This is a genomic window from Corynebacterium lubricantis DSM 45231 (assembly GCF_000379425.1).
Taxonomy (GTDB): Bacteria; Actinomycetota; Actinomycetes; order Mycobacteriales; family Mycobacteriaceae; genus Corynebacterium; species Corynebacterium lubricantis.
Map to the genome: position 1 here is coordinate 1 of NZ_KB902182.1, position 17161 is coordinate 17161.

General features: G+C 55.9%; 22 protein-coding genes and 2 tRNA genes. 16 read left to right on the forward strand and 8 right to left on the reverse strand.

The annotated features are described in order from the left end of the window. Positions 1 to 195 (forward strand): transposase (locus A37O_RS14370; protein WP_211208344.1); only part of this gene is annotated, 195 nt, incomplete at its 5' end. A gap of 238 nt (positions 196 to 433) precedes the next feature. Beyond that, positions 434 to 1261, forward strand: a complete 828-nt coding sequence (locus tag A37O_RS0101375) for a hypothetical protein (RefSeq protein WP_018295695.1) — start codon at positions 434 to 436, stop codon at positions 1259 to 1261. Positions 1262 to 1356: 95 nt separating this feature from the next. Here the strand turns inward: A37O_RS0101375 and A37O_RS0101380 are convergent. After that, positions 1357 to 1429: transfer RNA gene (locus tag A37O_RS0101380), tRNA-Glu, on the reverse strand. A gap of 293 nt (positions 1430 to 1722) precedes the next feature. On the opposite strand from A37O_RS0101380, the gene A37O_RS0101385 reads away from it, so the two are divergent. Next, positions 1723 to 2637, forward strand: coding sequence for a cation diffusion facilitator family transporter (locus A37O_RS0101385; RefSeq protein ID WP_018295696.1), 915 nt, complete (start codon positions 1723 to 1725; stop codon positions 2635 to 2637). Here the strand turns inward: A37O_RS0101385 and A37O_RS0101390 are convergent, their stop codons facing one another. Continuing rightward, positions 2638 to 3081, reverse strand: a complete 444-nt coding sequence (locus A37O_RS0101390) for a tautomerase family protein (RefSeq protein ID WP_018295697.1) — start codon at positions 3079 to 3081, stop codon at positions 2638 to 2640. Positions 3082 to 3268: 187 nt separating this feature from the next. Here A37O_RS0101390 and A37O_RS0101395 point away from each other — a divergent pair, with 187 nt between their 5' ends. From A37O_RS0101395 to A37O_RS0101410, 4 genes are all read left to right on the forward strand, one after another. After that, positions 3269 to 3913: an arsenate reductase/protein-tyrosine-phosphatase family protein gene (locus A37O_RS0101395; RefSeq protein ID WP_018295698.1), complete on the forward strand. Its 645-nt coding sequence runs from the start codon at positions 3269 to 3271 to the stop codon at positions 3911 to 3913. A 172-nt stretch (positions 3914 to 4085) separates the two neighbouring features. Continuing rightward, positions 4086 to 4643, forward strand: a complete 558-nt coding sequence (locus A37O_RS0101400) for an HdeD family acid-resistance protein (protein WP_033377657.1) — start codon at positions 4086 to 4088, stop codon at positions 4641 to 4643. A 45-nt stretch (positions 4644 to 4688) separates the two neighbouring features. Then, complete coding sequence (locus tag A37O_RS0101405) at positions 4689 to 6104, forward strand: SMI1/KNR4 family protein (protein WP_018295700.1); 1416 nt, start codon at positions 4689 to 4691, stop codon at positions 6102 to 6104. A 61-nt stretch (positions 6105 to 6165) separates the two neighbouring features. Continuing rightward, on the forward strand, positions 6166 to 7536 hold the full coding sequence (locus tag A37O_RS0101410) for an SMI1/KNR4 family protein (RefSeq protein WP_018295701.1): 1371 nt from the start codon (positions 6166 to 6168) through the stop codon (positions 7534 to 7536). A gap of 8 nt (positions 7537 to 7544) precedes the next feature. Here A37O_RS0101410 and A37O_RS0101415 read toward each other — a convergent pair whose 3' ends face one another. The 4 genes from A37O_RS0101415 to A37O_RS0101430 form a co-directional block, all read right to left on the reverse strand. Further along, positions 7545 to 8036, reverse strand: coding sequence for a Gmad2 immunoglobulin-like domain-containing protein (locus A37O_RS0101415; RefSeq protein WP_018295702.1), 492 nt, complete (start codon positions 8034 to 8036; stop codon positions 7545 to 7547). A gap of 124 nt (positions 8037 to 8160) precedes the next feature. Continuing rightward, the gene (locus A37O_RS0101420) at positions 8161 to 9162 is read right to left on the reverse strand and encodes an alpha/beta hydrolase (RefSeq protein WP_018295703.1); all 1002 of its coding nucleotides are present in this window, start codon (positions 9160 to 9162) and stop codon (positions 8161 to 8163) included. Between the two features lie 242 nt (positions 9163 to 9404). Continuing rightward, positions 9405 to 9608: a hypothetical protein gene (locus tag A37O_RS16360; protein ID WP_018295704.1), complete on the reverse strand. Its 204-nt coding sequence runs from the start codon at positions 9606 to 9608 to the stop codon at positions 9405 to 9407. A gap of 46 nt (positions 9609 to 9654) precedes the next feature. Beyond that, entirely contained in the window at positions 9655 to 10041 is a 387-nt protein-coding gene (locus A37O_RS0101430) for an META domain-containing protein (RefSeq protein WP_018295705.1), read from the reverse strand. Positions 10042 to 10226: 185 nt separating this feature from the next. On the opposite strand from A37O_RS0101430, the gene A37O_RS16750 reads away from it, so the two are divergent. The 3 genes from A37O_RS16750 (at position 10227) to A37O_RS0101440 (ending at position 12607) form a co-directional block, all read left to right on the forward strand. Beyond that, entirely contained in the window at positions 10227 to 10523 is a 297-nt protein-coding gene (locus A37O_RS16750) for a hypothetical protein (protein ID WP_018295706.1), read from the forward strand. 3 nt (positions 10524 to 10526) lie between these two features. Next, positions 10527 to 11555 (forward strand): hypothetical protein, encoded by a 1029-nt coding sequence (locus A37O_RS15615; RefSeq protein ID WP_018295707.1) that lies wholly within the window; start codon positions 10527 to 10529, stop codon positions 11553 to 11555. Between the two features lie 80 nt (positions 11556 to 11635). Further along, complete coding sequence (locus tag A37O_RS0101440) at positions 11636 to 12607, forward strand: quinone oxidoreductase family protein (RefSeq protein ID WP_018295708.1); 972 nt, start codon at positions 11636 to 11638, stop codon at positions 12605 to 12607. A 7-nt stretch (positions 12608 to 12614) separates the two neighbouring features. Here A37O_RS0101440 and ybaK read toward each other — a convergent pair whose 3' ends face one another. After that, positions 12615 to 13112 (reverse strand): Cys-tRNA(Pro) deacylase, encoded by a 498-nt coding sequence (ybaK, locus tag A37O_RS0101445; RefSeq protein WP_018295709.1) that lies wholly within the window; start codon positions 13110 to 13112, stop codon positions 12615 to 12617. A gap of 98 nt (positions 13113 to 13210) precedes the next feature. Between ybaK and A37O_RS16700 the strand changes: the two genes are divergently transcribed. From A37O_RS16700 to A37O_RS16625, 6 genes are all read left to right on the forward strand, one after another. Then, positions 13211 to 13639 (forward strand): hypothetical protein, encoded by a 429-nt coding sequence (locus tag A37O_RS16700; RefSeq protein ID WP_018295710.1) that lies wholly within the window; start codon positions 13211 to 13213, stop codon positions 13637 to 13639. Further along, positions 13640 to 14728, forward strand: a complete 1089-nt coding sequence (locus tag A37O_RS16705) for an FtsX-like permease family protein (protein WP_018295711.1) — start codon at positions 13640 to 13642, stop codon at positions 14726 to 14728. A 69-nt stretch (positions 14729 to 14797) separates the two neighbouring features. After that, the gene (locus tag A37O_RS16710) at positions 14798 to 15529 is read left to right on the forward strand and encodes an ABC transporter permease (protein ID WP_018295712.1); all 732 of its coding nucleotides are present in this window, start codon (positions 14798 to 14800) and stop codon (positions 15527 to 15529) included. Position 15530: 1 nt separating this feature from the next. After that, entirely contained in the window at positions 15531 to 16286 is a 756-nt protein-coding gene (locus A37O_RS0101455) for an ABC transporter ATP-binding protein (protein ID WP_018295713.1), read from the forward strand. Between the two features lie 88 nt (positions 16287 to 16374). Continuing rightward, the gene (locus A37O_RS0101460; protein ID WP_156802456.1) at positions 16375 to 16827 is read left to right on the forward strand and encodes a hypothetical protein; all 453 of its coding nucleotides are present in this window, start codon (positions 16375 to 16377) and stop codon (positions 16825 to 16827) included. Further along, a complete protein-coding gene (locus A37O_RS16625; RefSeq protein WP_018295715.1) occupies positions 16824 to 16997 on the forward strand; it encodes a hypothetical protein in 174 nt (57 codons plus the stop codon). Before A37O_RS0101460 ends, A37O_RS16625 begins: the two co-directional genes overlap by 4 nt. Before the next feature lie 72 nt (positions 16998 to 17069). Here the strand turns inward: A37O_RS16625 and A37O_RS0101470 are convergent. Beyond that, a tRNA-Glu gene (locus tag A37O_RS0101470) sits at positions 17070 to 17145 on the reverse strand. Between the last annotated feature and the right edge of the window lie 16 nt (positions 17146 to 17161).

Here is a 17161-nt window from a genome sequence, read left to right on the forward strand (position 1 = left end):
ATCTTCCCTGACCGTGATTCGGTGGTCCGGTTGGTCGGGGCAGTGCTGGCTGAGCAGCATGAGGACTGGATGCAGCAGCGTCGGTACATGCCTCTGGCGATGCTGTCCTCGACGGCGGAGATGCTGGCGAAGGCCCGGGCAGCTGACGGCGTCGGCGTCGTTGTCGGTGACGGTCAGGAGGCTCTGGTGGCGTAAGGAATCCTGTTCCGTCAGCGGTCAGTTCATCGCTGAGTCAACCGCTGGCGGATACACCACTCAAAAGGACTTGACCCAAATCAGCAGGACTATTTCTCAAAACGATGCCTTGACCCGCGGCTCTGAGATAGATTGCAATTGACTTGCTTGCTTCCAAAATTGCCGAACCCGCTTATGCTCATGTTCAGGGCAGAATTCATCAATTAGCGTTATTTTTAATTCGAGAGGTACACGAAACATGTCTAGCTCCGCCGAAGGCCATCCCTCGGAAACTGAGTACGACGAAGAAATTCGCAAAGTCCGGATTCCCAAAGGAACAAAGCGACCCAAGTCGTCAAAAAACGCCAGTTATGAACGCGACATCGTATATGACGAGAACAATCGCCTAGCGGGACCTTCAGAATCTCAGCTTCCGACTGAAGAAGATTTCGCTGCACTTGGATATGTCCACCAAGAGTCATTGGTCACCCAATCCGAAGAGGAGCACACTTTTCAGCGCAAAGCGCGCAAGGATAGCTTCTTTCTCGATGTCGTATGGCCTATATTCGAAGAGATCGGTATCGCCGTTTACGAAGACAACAAGGAAGAAATCCACGGTGTAGTTCGAGCTCAAACCAAGAAAATATCAAAAGGCGTCAAAAGTCGGCTTAGAAACGTCAGCCAACAGTTCGCCTCCATAAATAAAAAAGATTCACGGAATTCCGAGCTCAATTCAATCGCCAAAACCAAAGTTAGCCGTGAAGAATACGCCTACATATTAACTTCGAAGGCACTTGCAGAAAGATTCGCAGAAAATCAGCAACACTTGCTTTCAAACTTGTCGATTGGCGAAGATCTTTCTCCAGAAGAAATAGAAGACGAAATCCGTAAAATTCTAGACACTCACGTCGATGACCACAATCTCGCCACGGCGCTTCATGCACTGCTTGGTCTAGATCAGATAAAGCCTACACCGACGGGCAGCGCCATTCCGATGCCTGCAGGTAAGCCGAGTGAAAAAATGCGAGCGACACCTGAAAATCCAAAACTAGCATCTAAAGATGACCGCGAAGATAAAACTGTGTAGCAGAACCGGTCCAGCGCGATCAGGCAACTGCACCAAATTTTGAAAAGTGCACAAAAGCAGCCAGCGGATAATTCCACTGACTGCTTTTTGCGTTGTACCCCGTACGGGATTTGAACCCGTGTTACCGCCGTGAGAGGGCGACGTCCTAGGCCGCTAGACGAACGGGGCGCGCTCGCTTGTTTGCGACTCGTTAACAATAAATGAACTAGGCCCGATGATACAAATCACGAGGTAATCCCCTATTTATTAGACTCTAGAATGCTGCGATACTTTTTAGTAGTGGTAGACTTACTTGTTGAAGGGGAGTAGTTCACACCCGCTTTTTAGTGGCGATGAATGGTCGACATCCTGGCGGCAGGTCCGCCCGGCCATCAGTCCGTGGCAACGGGCGAACGAGACCTTCTATCCAATCCCGCGCTTGGGTAGACGTTGCCCGAGCCCCGAATGTAAAAGGCCTCATCATGACTGTTGAATCAGTAGATACAGAATCTCATAAAAAAGAGCAGAAAATCGTCGAGAGATTTATGCTTCTGTCCATCGCCGCCGCAATTGTCACCATCTTGCTCAAGGCTGCGGCTGCCGTCCTCACCGGCTCGGTCGGCTTCCTCTCGGATGCACTGGAATCCGGAGTGAACTTGATCGCAGCGGTAGTTGCGTTCATTGCCATAAAGGTCGCTGCAAAACCTGCCGACGAAAACCACAACTTCGGTCACGGCAAGTCGGAATATGTTTCCGCGCTCGTTGAGGGCGCCATGATTTTCGTGGCCGCCGGCATGATCATTTACACCGCCGTCGAACGCCTGTTTAACCCACAACCACTGGAGCAGGTAGGAATCGGCTTGATTCTTTCGGTCGCTGCCGCACTGGTCAACCTACTCGTTGGACAAGCGCTCATCCGAGGTGGCAAGAAGTACCGTTCCGCTGCGCTTAATGCAGACGGCCACCACCTAATGACAGATGTGTGGACCACAGTTGGTGTCGTCGTCGGTATCGCCGCGGTTGCCCTGACCGGTTGGACCTGGCTCGACCCGATTATCGCTTTGCTCGTTGGCATCAACATCATGTGGACGGGTTACACGCTGCTCAAATCGTCGTTAAGCAACTTGATCAGCGAAGCGCTGCCGCAAGAAGACTTGGACGTGCTCAACGAAGTCCTGGACAAGTTCGCCGCTGAGAAGGGTGTCGGCTTCCAGCCAGTGCGCACTGTTGCGTCGGGTCGCCAGCGTCTCGTGTACGTGATCATGGAAGTGCCGGGTGACTGGAGTGTGGAGTTTTCGCACGAACTTGCCGACGAGCTGGAGGAAGCGATCTTCACAGCACTCCCCAACTCCGAGTCGCTCATTCACACGGAGCCGGCGAAAGTGACGACCAGGTAGCTAGGCTTCCTCGAGCTTGTGCAGATGCTCCTGCAGGTCTGCGGGAAGCTCGGCAAACCAGGCGTCTTCCTCGCCCGGTTCCATAAGCAGGCGGCCGTACTCGGTCATATTCGCTCCGGGAATGTCGTTGAGGTACACCATCATCTCGGTAGCGGGAATGCTTAAAATGTCCGCAATCTCGCTGGTCAAGCGCAGAAGGAGTTTCTCCTTCTGCGCTTTTGTGCGTCCGCTGCGAATATCGGCGCGCACCCACACCTGCCCCTGGGGTGCTGGCTTTCCGCCGATAAAGTGCGAGCCCGGCGCGATCTCGTTGAAGATCACTTGGACCAAAAATCGTGGCGCTAGGGCTTCCTCATGGTGTGCCGTAGTGATGCACTCCGCGATGCGCCCCTTCGCCTCAGCCGAGATCGTAGTGGGTTGAGACCAGACGGTGTAGGTGGGCATTTTCGCTCCTTGTATTCCTTTATTTGATGGTTTCCGAGCGTAGACCCCCATGAAAATTTCTGCCGAAATACATTGATTACCATCGATATGTTTTATAGAGTTTTATATAGACACTCATCAATATGAGAGGTCCGCAAGGCCCGCTTTCCACCGCCCGATCCTGACCACCCGACGAAAGGCTTGAGTCATGCCCGCCCCTGAAACTTCCCTAGATACGCTGGATACCCGCATCCTCCAACGCGCCGTGACAGATCTCGCGAAAAAATACGAAGGCATCTTTTCCGCAGAGACAGTCGAGCGCTATGTCTACGAGTCCTACGCCACGCTCTCGCGTACCGCGCGCATTAGAAAGTACTTGCCTGTTCTTGCCGAGCGTTTTGCGAAGGATCGACTCCGCGCGCTAGCTATCTCCGAAGGAAAGATCGACACCGTTATCCCGCAGGTCCTCTTCGTCTGTGTCCACAACTCTGGCCGCTCACAGATCGCCGCCGCTCTTCTGTCGGACCTGGCAGGGCCGGATGTTGAAGTTCGCTCCGCCGGATCACTTCCCGGCTCTGAGATTCATCCCCTAGTTATTGAAGAGCTCAAGTCACGCAACATCGATCTAGCCGGAGCATTTCCAAAGCCGCTTACCGACGACGTTGTCCGCGCCGCAGATTACGTGATCACCATGGGTTGTGGTGACGCTTGCCCTATCTATCCAGGCAAGACCTACCTTGATTGGGACCTCCCCGACCCAACGGACCAAACGCGAGAGGAAGTCAGTGACATTGTTGATCAGGTTGACGTCCTAGTGAACAACTTGTGGAAGGAGATCGAAGCCAAGAACTGACATTATTCAGCAACGTGTGAAACCACATTTGGCCCCCTCTCAAGTCAATCTCCCCATAGACTTGAGGGGTAAGTACCTTTGGATCACCTTTCCACGCCTCCTGGCTACTAACAGGCTTGGAGGAGAAAGCGTGATACCAAGGAACTCGTCCAATAGAGAATCGGTGTTCACCATGCTTGATTTCGTTAAACGCTCAGGAACTCTCCTAATCGCCTCCGGTGTCATTGCCATCATTTTTGGCTTCATCGCGCTAGTCTGGCCAACCTCTACAGTTGTCGCCCTCGTGGTCCTGTGGGGTGCCTACGCCCTCGTCGATGGAATCCTCTCCCTCATCTCTGCATTCCAACCCGCAGGTCGCCCGGCGCGCGGTTGGCTGATCGTGATGGGCATTATCGGTATCATCGCTGGCCTTCTCGTTCTGTTCCGACCCTTTGAAAGCGCGGTCGCGCTCGCCTGGATTCTGGGTATTTGGCTGATCCTGCGCGGCATCATCGGGCTCATCACAGCATTCGGCCCAGTTGCCATGGGCTCACGCTGGATGATCGGACTCAGCGGCGTGCTCTTCATCATCGCTGGCATCCTCTTTATCGCGAACCCTGGCAGCGCAGCCGTCGGTGTTGCGCTGTTCCTGGGTCTGCTCGCGCTTGGTTGGGGTATCTTCCAGCTCATTAGTGGTATCCAGATCCGCAATGATGCGAAGAAGGCACAGGGCTCGGGCTCGCGGGTGTAGCAGCCAGCTGTTGCGGGCGTGCATTACCTCCCTGACAATGAGGGCATGCACATTGAGCAGCAGCACCTCAATCCCCTGCTTCAAGTCCTCCGTATCGCCTTCGTTGCCGTCCCTGAGTCAGAAAAAGTGACAATCAAGTTGAGCTACGGCGAACGCAACTGGGGTTTCCAACTCGGGTGCCGTGATGCCCATGGAAATCGCCTCGAAGTTTCGAACCGGATGCATTCACTGGTGCGCGAGCCCGTCAAGACTCTTCACCATGCCCTTGCACCCACCAAGCAGCACACCATTGTTGTGACCTTGGATATCGACGGCAATTGGAAAGTCACCTCGGTTCCAGGAAATCCCACTTACGTCACGCTCCGCGACCTGCCCATCAAGGATGTGCCGCAGCCACTTCCAGAGCCTTCGCAAGAGCGTATCGACGAGCTCACGTCGCTCTGGGAGAGCCACTCTCAGTTTTATAGAACTTTTGGTGGGGCAACGGACGAGCAGCTAGAGGACCTTGCAAAGGTGTTGGGGCAGCCAGTGCCTCCTGAATTGGCCGCGTTCCTGCGCCTCTCGAATGGTCCTGAACTTGATTCCTTCGACAACGTCGAAGAGGAAAGCTTGAGCGACTATTGGTCGTTATCGCGCACGGAAATCATCGCTCGGGATTACACAAACAGCACCGATGTTGCCCTCGCCCCGTCATTCAATAACGTTGGCTACACGAACGGGCGCGAAGGAGCCACTCAGCTGCGCCAAAGGCACCCCGGGTGGATCCCCTTCGCAAATGACTCTGACGGAAACTACCTGGCCATCGATACAGTTCCGGGGCCAACTGGTACCCCAGGCCAAGTTATTAATTTCGGTGATGAGGAATTTGAGGGACCCACACTGATCGCGGACTCACTAATCGATTACCTGGCGGGGCGTTTGACTCCCAAGGTGAAGTTGCCCAAAAAGCAATTCACCGTGAAATCCGAAGCACCATTTGAGCCAGCGAGTGTGCCTTCCGGCACTCAGGAATTGGTGGTCGGGGAAGCTCCGAGCGTCCAGGTAGACGAGCTAAAAGGACACGAGTTGTTCAGCCTTTATCTTTTTGACATCCGCGACGTTGATCTCACCGGAATCACTGATCTCCCACTCCAGGAACTCGTGCTCTCAGGCATTCCAGATGTGGACCTGGCACCACTTGCTGGCCATCCCACCCTGCGTATTCTCAAGCTTCGCCAGCTCGATTCCATTCGCTCTCCCGAAGTCTTAGCCGAGCTCCCCGCTTTGGAAACCGTGACGCTTGAATTCACTGATGAAGCAACTGAGTGGCCGGTCATCGAGGCACTGTCGCGCAGCACAACTCTCGCAGGAGTCGATTTCAGATGGCAGACGAAGCTCAGCATAGAGGATCTCAACAAACGTGCGGTTGCTCTCGCCTCGGGCGATGCACCCAATATGATGACCGAGACTGGGCGGATTTAGCCAATACCTAGCTGGGCACCTACTTGTTACCGGCATATACTTTTGCCCCCATAGTCAAGTCATGCACATTGAGCAGCAGCACCTCAATCCCCTGCTTCAAACCTTTCAAACCGCGCTAGCTGGCGCTCCGGAAGTGGTATCAGCAACGATACATCTCGATCTCACCAAGAACTCCCTCGGATTTGATAGTAAGTTTTTTGAACATTTAGACGACGCCGTCGACGCGCTTTACGCTGCCATCGAACCAACCAGCAAGATCTCAATCGATCTCTCGCTGGACAGGAATGGTTCCTGGATGCTCAGTACTACGCAAGCCAATCCTTCTTACATTCACCTGCGCAATCTTCAAATTTCCGATGTACCAAGTACACTTCCACAACCAACGCAAGAGCGTATCGACGAGTTTTCAGCCCTCTGGGAAGAACAGGCGCATCTCTACACTCCCGCAGTGCCTGCAACCCGCGAGGAGCTAGCACAACTGGAAACTTCTGTGGGACAGCCTGTGCCACCGGAAATGGTCGCGTTTCTGCACCTCTCTAACGGGGCGCGGCACAGTTCATTCGACCAAGATCGTGGAACCACCACCTTAATTTGGGACATCCTGGATACTCAACAGGTCGCCGATCGCCACCAAGAACTGGTTGCAGTCGCGCTCAATCCGAGCTTCACTTCGGTCGGATATACACGTGGCATTGAAGGGGCGACACAACTTCGTCAGGACCATGCCGGGTGGATTCCTTTTGCCCACGATTTTGGTGGAAACTACCTCGGCATCGACACGGCTCCCGGCCCTCGTGGCACAGCAGGACAGGTGTTCCTCTTTGGTCGCGATGAATTCGAAGGGCCCCTCGTCATCGCCGATTCTCTGGTCGATTTCTTCACCGGGCGATCCTCTCAAGCAACAGAGCAGCGCGAAAAACTCTTTGCCCGCCACACAGCTGGTCGCTTCAATCCGGCTGACATTCCGGACGGGACCCAAGAGCTCATCCTTAGCAATCACACCGGCATCGACCTCAATGCTCTGTCCGGGCACCACATCAAAAGCCTCACCCTGAGAAATACCGCCGAGCTAGATCTCGAGGGAATCGCGCAACTCCCCCTCCAAGAGCTTGACCTTGCCAACGTTCCTACCCTGGACCTGGAACCCCTTGCGGGGCATCCCACCCTGCGCATTCATACGCTAAGCGAAATCGACTCTGTGGGCTCCCCCGAAGTCGTGGCTGGCCTGCCCACTCTGGAGACCGTGACCATCGAAGGAATCGGTGCGACTTCCGAATCGGCACTCCTTGAAGCTTTGTCGCGCAATCCATCTCTTGCCAGTGTGAGTTTCGGGCGCAGCACCGGGCTCAGCCTTGCAGAACTCCACGCACGCGCGCGCATTCTCGATCCCAACTACGCACCGAAAGTGTGGAGCAAACAAGGACAGCTCTAGTCCGCGCTCTATTCCGCGCGTGGCACCCTAATCACATCTCCCACGTGTATCACGTTCGGGTTGACGATCCCCGGGTTGGCCGTGACCAGCCGGTGATACAAGCTACCGTTGCCATAATGTCGCTGCGCAATAGACCACAGTGTTTCCCCGCCGGCCACGATGTGCTCCAAGTACGCGGTATAGCCGGGCACTATCAACGCACCCAAGATCACAGGGACTATTACTCTGTCGCGCTCTGATCCATCTCGAGGAGAGACGTGATAGACCTCGACGTAGGCGAACACTTGGGTAAAGGCCGCAGTGGTGACATCCGCAATCACTTGAAATTGTCCATGCCCGCCTACGCCATCTCCAGCCATGAAATGCCCAGCGACTTCATCGTGCCCCTCGGTGATCCGATAGCTATAGCTTGCCTCAAAGGCAGCTCCGGCGGTGCCTGCAATATGAATGTGATTTCCAACGAGGTCGTAAGGTTGCGGTTGCTGAATGTTGATGCTCATGGCTTGTTCCTTCGTCGAGAAGCAATATTTTATTTTGAGCACAAACTTACTTTCCCTTCAGCATCCCACCTGGCCATCGAAGGAACAAGGGGGTTCACCTAAACGTGATCCCGAAAGGGGTGGGTCAGCTCTTGCTGCCTTGGACCCAATCGCCAATCGCTTTGATTGCAACCGTGTCAGTGGTGACCCCGATATGGCTGGTGCCCTCGAGGATCTTGTAGGTTCCCGATTTTGTTTGAGCGGCGATGACTGGTTCATACTGTTCGGCTTTGAAGGATTCATCATTGGCACCGGCAATCAGCAGGAATGGTTGTTGCAGAGCGGCGAGGTCGCGCTTGTAGTTGGACCGAGGCGCAAAGCCGGTGTTGAGCCGAAAGGAATACTGGGTGGTCACCGTTGATCCGAGCGGTCCATCGAGGACTTCCTGTGGCATGGCAAAGCTGATCACCGGCAGGTGGTTCAGTGCAGTGATGCCAACGTTGTTGAGCATGGTCAGCCCGATAATCCGGCGCGTGGCTGGGTAGGCCCAGTTGCCGGAGTTCGGCTTCGTCGTGGGCGCGTTGTACTTGAGAAATGGCGCCATCAACACGAAGCGATCTGCCTGGTGGCCGTGTTTTCCGCCGGCGAAGCGCACCACTAAACCGCCGCCAGACGAGTGCCCACCGACGACAACCTCGCCATAATTCTGCTCGCTTTGCATCTCCGCGATCAGATCTGCCAGATCGTCCTCGAGTTGACCAATGTAGTCGATGTCTCCGCGCCGCTGCGGGTTGTCTCCGTGTCCTCGCAGGTCGGGCACCACCACGGTTCCAAGTCCGCGGGCAGCCAGTGCGCTGGCCATCGGGTGGAATTGCATCCCGTGCCATGCAGATCCATGTATCAGCACGATCAGTCGATCGTTGCCTTCTTCATACCGTCGGTACGGTAAACGGCTCCCGTTCCTTGCCTGGTAGGTACTCAGAGCGGGAAGTGAGCTGTAGTCGGCGTCGACCGCAGACGAGAAGCCTATCCCCTTTTTCTCAGCTGCCGAGCGCTGCTTCGGGGCCTGGCTGAAAGTAAAGCCCAACGCCAAACCGAAATAGATGATGAGAGTGATACCAATACTGATCAGGATTGAAGTGAGCACACGCTTCAACCTACCCAGCCCAGGGATTAACCGCGACTTCTGAAAATTGCCCGGTCAGTGCACAAAAATACGTGTTTCATCTCATTTAATAATCACGGTTCAACCAGTCCCCCAGGTCATAGACTGAAACTACGAAACGCACGTGGAAAACACTGCTCATCATCATCGCCTGGTTCCAAGTCATCTCCACCCTGATCGGCTAGGGCACCCTCTGGTTTATTCCGCACATCTATGCCCCTGCGCTAGATCCCACACCTTTTGCCGGTCAATACATATTGGCCGGTTTTTTGCTTGGTGTCGTCGTTGGTGGCTGGCAGTGGGCGGCCCTCATTGTTGGCTGGAAGTGGCCGCAGTGGTTCGCGCTGGCACACCTGGCTGCAGGTTTTGTCATGGTCTGTTGGATCTTCGGCGAATGCTTGGTACTCAACGGATTCGGTTGGGCTCACGCACTGTGGGGGGAGTCGGCTTGCTGCAGGTTACTTTCGTTGCGGGCTATTTGGGAGTGCTCAAGCCCGAGGAGGATCGCTCCAAGGTGCCAATTTCGGCGCCGGCTTCGTCGTAAAGGTGCAATGTTTCCTTCTTCAACTCGGCGGAGGATGCCCTGGAGAGCCAGGTGTCCACGCCTTCACAGAACATCATCGTTGTGGCGAGTGGGGAAAGAAAGACGCGTTCGTCGCGAAGCTCCCAACTACCGATGATCCGATTGCAACCGTCGGTGCCGCTGAGCGTTCCGTCGTCGGCAAGGGTCAGTTGGGGCTTGTGTGGTTCATTACTGCCCCAACTGCCTTGCGGGGAACTTGCTTGGCTGGGCGAACTGCACGCTGCAATCAGTACGCCGGGGAGAAGTGCTGCGGCAAGAAGGGCGGTTTTCAGTTTCATGGATTGAGCGTAGCGGGTTTGTGAGGTCCTTGCGGGTGGCTGAGAGGAGTCGGTTTAATTCCCAGCTTTCTCCAACACAGCGGGGCGTACCATCGTGGCACAAGGCCAAACTGGACGGCTCAGTCACTTCTGAATCGTTTGGCCACGGCGTTTTTAGCTTCAGAATTTGGAAAGGGTTCAAAACGATGTCAGCAATCAGAGTTAAAGACGCAGCCGAATTGGCCAGCGCCATCAAGGCCCACGCGGCCGAGATCGAAGTAGACGGCGTGATCACCGGCTCACCAATGATCACCCTGTCACCAGGCACGACTCTGCGGGGCGGTACCTTGCGATTCAACGCCCGTGGTATCCGTTTGACCTCCAATAACACTCTTGAAGACGTGGTGGTCGAGACACCGCTGCATGAGACAGCCATTCTTAACGACACGTCGGTCGACGATCTTGGAACACTGACGCTTCGCAACGTGACCACTCGTGGCTAGGTCGTGATCCTTGCAGAGGACCAAGTGCGCGCCGGGCATGTTCAGGCCGAAGGGGTGCGCGTTGCATCTGCAGACGTGCGTGGTCGCGACTATCGCCCCCACGGTTTTGGCGCCGATGCCTTGCAAGGCGGATTTACCTTGTGGAACAGGCAGGCCGACCCCGCAGTCCAGCTCACTGCTGAACTCCTGGACATCTCTGCTGGCAGCGCCGAGGAACCCGTGCGCGGTTCCGGGGTGTTCGTCGGCGGCCATGGCGACTGGAATGGTGCAGCCGACGGCGGCACCATCCACGTCACTCAATTGCGCACCGGAGAGATCCACACTGACGGCGGCATCCCTGAGGGAACACCGGACCTGATCTCAGGTGGCGTGTTCGTGATCTCCGGCGCCGCCGTGGATAACGTCACCTCTGCAGGACCTGTGACTACCTACGGGCAGAACGACATGGTGCTGGACAATTGGGGCAGCGTGGCCACCTGGACTGCAACCGCGCCGGTGACTTCTCACGGACCTAGTGGTATTGGATTCGTGAACTTTGGTGAGCTCACCACTTTGGATGTTCAGGCGCCAATCATTACCACTGGCAAAGGCGCCCGCGGATTCAATCTTTACGATGGCAGCCTTGACGAAGCCCGATTTGAAAGCATCTCCACCACCGGGGACGGATCAATCGGTATCCAGGTAAGCAAGCCACTTCGTCGTCTCAGTGTCGCAGGAGATGTCACCACAACCGGTGGAGAGGGCCTCAGTCTTGTCAAAGGTGTCCAACTTAAACTTCAAGCCTTCGCGCTGAGCGTGAAATCCGACGGCGACATTGAATCTCTCGACATTGGCGGGAAACTTGCTACAGAGGGCAGCAATATCGCAACGCTTGAGGTGGAAGGAAGGGTCGGATCCGTCACCATCGGCGGTGGGGTTCATGCCAGTGGCCAGGGTTCGGCCGCGGTACAGCTCAGCGATGGGCAGATCGACCTCGAGGGTTTGGAGCTCTCGGCGGCCTTTGGTGAAACTGTTCGTAACCAGTTGATGTGACCGTCCGCTTAAGGAATGGGAAGCCTCGCCCCGACTGACGGCGAGACGGTCATGCCGATCTCTGGTTAGACTATGTTGATATGACGACAAATAACTTATCCCATGACGAAAACCAGGGTTCTGACTCACGCTGGGTAGCTACCAGCTTTGACGGACTCGATGCGTTAGAGTTCGAGGCTTTTAACCTCCCAGCCCCCGCCGATGACGAGGTCACGATTAGGGTCGAGTCGGCGGGAGTGAACCCGATTGATCTGAAGATTCTCTCGATAGTAAATGATCCGAAGATGCTCCCCCATCCGATCGGCAATGAGATCTCCGGCATCGTCGAAGCAATCGGCAAAGACGCGCAGACAGGAACACCTGGGATCAAGGTCGGCGACGAGGTGATCGCCTACCACACCCCAGGTGGCTACGCGACGCGGATCAACGTTCCTGCGCAGGATGTATTCTCCAAGCCAGAAAGCCTGCCATTTGATGAGGCCGCGGGGCTTCTGCTTGTAGGCACCACCGCGCTAGAGATGGTGGACCGAGTGGGTGTGAAGGCCGGTGACACTGTCTTGCTGCACGGCGCGTCGGGTGCGATCGGTGCGATGGTTTTGCAATTTGCCAAGGGTGTTGGGGCAACCGTAATCGGCACTTCGTCTGCGAAAAATGCTGAGAATGTGCGCCGCTTCGGTGGCATTCCCGTCGAGTATGGGCCAGGTTTGGCTGACCGCGTCCGCGCGGCGGCGCCCGAAGGTATCACAGTCGCGCTCGACGCGGCCGGCACCGAGGAAGCAACGGAAACCTCGCTGGAATTCGTGAGCGACCGAAACCGCATTCTCACCGTTGCTGCTGCGCCTGGTGTCGCAGAAGAGCATGGCTTCCTCCGCCTCGGCGGCCCAAAGAGCATGGGATTTAGAAACGCCAAGCGCGCCGAACTGATCGAGCTCGCAGGCGCGGGTGAGATTCAGGTCCCTATTTCCCACCGTTTGCCGCTCGCCGAAGCAAAGGAAGGCCTCGACCTGGTTGTCAATGGCGGCTCGGCCGGCAAGGTCATCCTAAACCCATAGGGCAGCCTCAACGCTCCGCGATATCTGCGTAGCCGCCACCAGTGGCACGCAAAACATCGTCCGGAGCCAAAATCAACGACCACCCGCGCCGGCCAGCACTGACGTAAATCTCATCCTGCAGGATCGCAGATTCGTCCAGGAACACCCGGTGCGGGTTCTTCTGTCCAATGGGCGAAATCCCGCCCGCGATATACCCGGTGACCACCTGCGCGCGGCCGCGATCCATCATCGCAGCATGCTTCCCGCCACCCGCCTTGGCCAGCTGCTTTAGGTTCAACGTGCAATCGGCGGGTACCACTGCCACGACATGTTCCCCATCGATCTCCGCCATCAGCGTCTTAAACACCTGCTCCGGAGGCACACCCATCACCTCGGAAGCGTCGAGCGCAAACCCCTTCGCGGACTTCGGGTCCACGTCGTGAATATCCAACCGGTACGGGATCTGCTGTTCAGTCAACAAAGTAAGAGCCGGGGTTGCGGAGCTGTTGTTGACCTTCTTTGCCATAAGCCAAGATTCTAATCCCTCTTCGGTCAAGCTCACACATTTCCCCTCCCCTACCTGCTGTTTTAGGTGTAACGTGAGCGCTAACGGCTTTCGTATTCGTGAATCTAAAGATCATTGGCAACGATATTGCGCGCAGCAAACTGATCACCATTACCATGGTGCTCTTTGTGGCAGCCGCATCCACGCTGGTCTCGCTCACCGCAATCCTGTCCATGAATCTTTCCGGCGCGATTGACACGCTCATGATCAACGCGCAGACCCCACACTTCCTCCAAATGCACACCGGGCAGCTCGACCAGGAAAGATTAAAAGATTTCTCGCTTGACGACGACCGCGTGGACTCCTTCCAAGTCCAAGAATTTCTCAACCTGGAAGGCAGCCACATTGTCATCGGAGACAACTCACTGGCCGACAACGTCCAAGACAACGGAGTGGTCACCCAAAACCAAGACTTCGACTTCTTACTTGACCTTGACGACCAGCCGATCCAACCCCAAGACGGCGAGCTCTACGTTCCCCTTGCTTAAATGAAAGACGGGACCGCCTCTGTAGGAGATACTGCCACCGTCGCAGGTCAGGAATTTAGCGTGGCTGGCTTTCTTCGCGACTCGCAGATGAATTCCACGCTCTCGTCGTCGAAACGCTTCCTTATCAGCGACCGTAACTTTGAGGCCCTGCGCGAGGCCGGCACCGTGGAATACCTGATTGAATTTCTCCTGCACGATACGGCGGATCTCGGCGCCTTTGAGGCTGCCTATGCCACGAACGGCTTTGAGGCGAACGGCCCGACGATCACCTATCCCCTGTTTCGGATGATTAACGCGTTTTCGGACGGCATGATGATCCTGATTCTGATTTCGGTCAGCCTCATGGTGGTCATTGTGGCGTTCCTGTGTATTCGATTTACGCTGCTGACGAAGATTGATCAGGGCACGCGCGAGATCGGCGTGATGAAGGCGATTGGTCTGCGAATTCGCGATATTAAGCAGATCTACCTGGCGAAATACGTCGCCATCGCCGTGGCCGGAGCGCTGTTGGGTTACCTTCTCGCGCTGGTATTCCAGGCACCGCTGCGCGAAAATATTCGGCTGTATATGGGCACGAGCGCCAACGATGGGCTTGCCTCGCTGGTGGGTGTCGCGGGCATCCTCCTGGTGCTGCTGGCGATTGTTGGCTACGTCAATCACGTGCTCAACCGCCTGCGGAAGATCTCGCCGACCGAGGCCATTCGCTTCGGCGACGTGGCCGAGAAGGTCTCGCCGACGCGGGTGCTCAAGCTTTCCCAGAACCGAGTGCTCAGTGCCAATGCGTTCCTTGGGCTGAAGGATCTTCTGACCAGGAAGAAGCTCTACGTCACGATGTTTTTGATCCTGGTCATTTCCACGATCATCATGACGATTCCTCAGAACATTGCCACCACGATGTCGGATAAGAGCTTCGTGCAATACCTTGGCATCGGCCAAAGCGACATCATTGTCACCCTGCAGCAGTCCGACGACATTGCGGGCGCGACCGCCGAGATCGAAAAAGCCGTTTCTGCCGACAGCGAGGTCGATGAGTACGTCGCACTGTTGACCAAGGGCTACACCACCGAGGCCGCCGATGGCCAACCCTAAACGATCAAGATCGAACTCGGCAACCACGAAGTCTTTCCCGTTGCCTACCTCAACGGCGCGGCGCCTCACTTGGAGACCGACATCGCGCTGTCCACAATCAACGCCAACGAGCTAGGTAAATCCGTCGGCGATCCGCTGACCATTTCCACCGGCTCCCACACGAGGGACCTGACCGTCTCCGGTATCTACTCCGACGTGACCAACGGCGGCAAAACGGCCAAGGCAGCCTTTACCGACCAGGACACCGACGTACTCAGAAGCATGATCTGCCTAACCACCACCGACGACTCCCTCGTTGAGACGAAGGCCCAGTCTCTTGAGGACCAGTTCAGCTTTGCCAAGGTGGCCAGCGTGAATACGTATACCCAGCAGATGTTCGGCGACACAATCTCGGCCGTGAAAACAGTCGCTCAGGCAGCGCTTGCCGTCGCCATCGGCCTGACGCTTTTGATCACCCTGCTCTTCGTGCAGATGATCGTGGTCAAGGACCGCCGCGAGATCGCCATCTTAAAATCCACCGGCTTCACCACCGCAGACATCACCGCGCAGTACCTCACGCGCACCCTCGTGGTCACCGTCGTTGCGATCCTGCTCGGCATCATCCTCGCCAGCACTCTCGGCGCCTGGCTTGCCGGGCTTTTCCTCGCCCAAATCGGAGCCACATCGGTTCGCTTCATCGCCAACCCATGGCTGGTGTACCTGCTCTACCCGGCTCTCCTCGCCATTACCGTCACACTCGCCACTCCGCTGGGCATGCGCAGCGCCAAGCAGATCACCATTGCCAACAACATAAGGGAATGACATGAGCACTTTTATCATCGAGGCCCGCGACATCCGGAAATCGTTTAGCAGCGACGGCGAACCCAACGTGGTGCTCAACAACTTCTCGCTCACCATCGCGCTGGGCGAATTCGTAGCCATCATGGGCCCCTCGGGTTCCGGCAAGTCCACGCTACTCTTCGCCCTCAGTGGCATTGACACGATAGATAGCGGAGAGGTGCTTTTCGACGATAAGAACCTCGCCACCGCCTCGGAGAACGAACTCGCCGACCTACGCCGCGAGCAGATGGGCTTCGTGTTCCAGCAACCCACGATGCTGAAGAACCTAAACATCCTAGACAACATCATTTTGCCCTCAATGAATACGAGGCGCTCCGACCGGGATTTGATCGTTGAGGAGGCCCGCTCGATTATGGCGGATCTCAGCATCTCGCACCTAGAAGACCGCGAGATTACCCAGACCTCTGGTGGCGAACTCCAACGCGCAGCGATCGCCCGGGCACTGATGGGCAGCCCTAAGGTGATCTTCGGCGATGAGCCCACAGGCGCACTGAACACGAAAACCGCCGACGAGATCATGGAGGCGTTCGAGCAGATCAACCAGTCCGGCACTACCGTTGTGTTGGTGACTCACGACGCGCGCGTGGCTTCCCGCGCAGGCCGCGTTGTGTTTATGCGTGATGGGAAGATTGCTGAGGATGTGCTGCTTTCGGAAGGTTTGTCGCTGGATGAGCGCAGGGATGCAGTGGCGCGGCAGATGAATGGGTTGGGGATTTAAGTCATCTAGAACGTTTAAATTTCACGGCGCTGTGGTGGGCATCCACAACCTCGCGGCGATGTCGAGTGCGCCCGATAGCATCCCGGCTATGGAGAGCTACAACGCCACCGAACCCGTACCACTTAAGTGGAAAACCCCATCAGTGACCGCCATCTACGCCCTGTTCGTCACCGCATTTGTCATCATATTCATGGTCGCCCTCGCTCTAGATTCGGAGGAAACTCGACGCCTACTTCTCAAATCCGTTACGCGGGTCGCCGCTCCATTGGCTGCGGCACTGGTCGCTTGGCTCGGTATCAATCACACTGTCCTCAACGCAAGGCGCCTTGAATCCCTGAAAGAATGGCATGCAGACCTCCGTTGGGCGTGCAAGATGTGCTTGTCCGAGGAAAATAAGGAGGCTAACCTAGGAGTAGCTATCCTCGATTCCATCGACGATCACCCTGACTTGTCAAAACCGGAGCAAGAATTGATCGATGCCGCCCTCACATCGATTTTGGCCACTCTTCAAGAATCAGCAAAGGAGGGACAGCAACTATGACGAACCAAGAGACTCGCCGTACCGTCGACGAAACTATCGGGCTAGAAAAGCTAAATCCGACGTCGGCTCAGATCGCAGCTGCAAAGCTCATTATTAAGCGCGACAAGGAAGGCAAGGGAAACGTAGAAATCACTCCCCTAATTCGCAAACTCGCAGCAATGGGTAATTAGAAGTTCGGCCAACAGCTACCATCCCGACGCATAGAAAAAGAGCGAGACCGATAAGGTCTCGCTCTTTTTCATTGGTACCCCGTACGGGATTTGAACCCGTGTTACCGCCGTGAGAGGGCGACGTCCTAGGCCGCTAGACGAACGGGGCATTAGGACTTGCAGAT